The sequence below is a fragment of the Actinomadura parmotrematis genome (assembly GCF_019458805.1).
Taxonomy (GTDB): domain Bacteria; phylum Actinomycetota; class Actinomycetes; order Streptosporangiales; family Streptosporangiaceae; genus Spirillospora; species Spirillospora parmotrematis.
This window is the reverse complement of record NZ_JAIBOA010000047.1, coordinates 1-1,924: the sequence shown is the minus strand read 5'-3', so window position 1 is coordinate 1,924 and position 1,924 is coordinate 1. Positions and strand designations below refer to the sequence as shown.

1 protein-coding gene is annotated in these 1,924 nt (G+C 75.3%); it reads left to right on the top strand.

Going from position 1 to position 1,924, the window contains the following annotated elements; translation table 11 throughout:
• Positions 1-13: 13 nt before the first annotated feature.
• Positions 14-1,924 (top strand): type I polyketide synthase (locus K1Y72_RS35795; RefSeq protein ID WP_372453071.1); only part of this gene is annotated, 1,911 nt, incomplete at its 3' end.

Genomic DNA, 1,924 nt, shown 5'->3' with positions numbered 1-1,924 from the left:
CGTCTTCTCAGGGCTGATGTACCACGATTACGCCACGGATCTCGGTGAGGTGCCCGCCGACCTGGAGGGCTATCTCGGCACCGGCAGCTCCGGCAGCGTCGCGTCGGGCCGGGTGTCCTACACCCTCGGTCTGGAGGGTCCGGCGGTGACGGTGGACACGGCGTGCTCGTCGTCGCTGGTGGCGTTGCATCTGGCGGCGCAGTCGCTGCGGTCGGGGGAGTCGTCGCTGGCGCTGGCCGGAGGCGTCGCGGTGATGGCCCGGCCCACGTCGTTCGTCGAGTTCACCCGGCAGGGCGCGCTCGCCGCCGACGGCCGCTGCAAGGCGTTCGCCGACGCCGCCGACGGCACCGCCTGGTCGGAGGGCGTCGGCGTGCTGGTGCTGGAGCGCTTGTCGGATGCGCGCCGTAACGGGCACGAGGTGCTGGCGGTGGTGCGGGGTTCGGCCGTCAACCAGGACGGCGCGTCCAACGGGCTGACCGCGCCGAACGGTCCGTCGCAGGAGCGTGTCATCCGGCAGGCTCTCGCGAACGCGGGCCTGACGGGCGCGGACGTCGACGCGGTCGAGGGGCACGGGACGGGTACGCGGCTGGGCGACCCGATCGAGGCCCAAGCGCTGCTGGCGACCTACGGCCAGGACCGGCCGGACGATCAGCCGCTCTGGCTGGGCTCCCTCAAGTCCAACATTGGGCATGCGCAGGCCGCCGCCGGTGCGGCGGGCGTCATCAAGATGGTCCAAGCGCTGCGTCACCGCGTGCTGCCCGCGACCCTGCACGTGGACGCGCCGTCGTCCAAGGTGGACTGGTCGGCGGGCGCCGTCCGGCTGCTCGCCGAGGCGCGCGACTGGCCCGAGGTGGACCGGCCGCGCCGGGCCGGGGTGTCGTCGTTCGGCGTGAGCGGCACCAACGCCCACGTCATCATCGAGCAGGCCCCGGACGCCGCGGCGCCCGGCGATCCGCAGGCGCCCGATCCGGACGTCGTGGCCCTGCCGCTCTCCGCCCGCGCCGTGCCCGCGTTGCGCGCACAGGCGGAACGGCTGCGGGACGCCGTCCTCGACCGTCCCGGGACCCGGCTCGCCGACATCGGCTCCTCCCTGGCCACGACCCGCGCCGCCCTCCACCACCGCGCCGTCGTCGTGGCGGGGGACCGGAGCGAGGCGCTCACCGCCCTCGGCGCGCTCGCGGCGGGCGCCCCGGCGCCGACCGTCGTGACGGGAACCGCCGACGTCGACGGCCGGACGGCGTTCGTCTTCCCCGGCCAGGGGACGCAGTGGGCGGGCATGGGCGCGGACCTGCTGGAGGCGTCCCCGGCCTTCGCGGCCCGCTTCGCCGAGTGCGCCGCCGCGCTCGCCCCCCACCTCGACTGGTCGCTCACCGACGCGCTGCGCGGCCCGCTCGACCGCGTGGACGTCGTGCAGCCCCTCTCCTTCGCCGTCATGGTGGCGCTGGCGGAGGTCTGGCGCTCCTACGGGGTGGAACCGGACGCCGTCGTGGGGCACTCGCAGGGCGAGATCGCCGCCGCCCACGTCGCGGGTGCCCTGTCGCTGGAGGACGCGGCGCGGGTGGTGGCGTTGCGCAGCCAGGCCATCGCTCGCGGCCTGGCCGGACGCGGCGGCATGGCCTCGATCGCGCTGCCGGTCGAGGACGTCACCGCCCGCCTGGCCCCCGGCCTGGAGATCGCGGCGGTCAACGGCCCCACCTCAGCGGTCGTGGCAGGCGACCCCACCGCCCTGGACGAACTGGTCGCGGCTCTGGACGCCGAGGGCGTGCGCGCCCGCCGCATCGCCGTCGACTACGCCTCCCACACCTCCCACGTCGAATCCATCAAGGACGAGCTGGCCGACCTCCTGTCCGGCATCGCTCCGCAGCCCGCCCGCATCCCGTTCTTCTCCACCGTCGAAGCGCGCTGGCTGGACACCACCCACCTG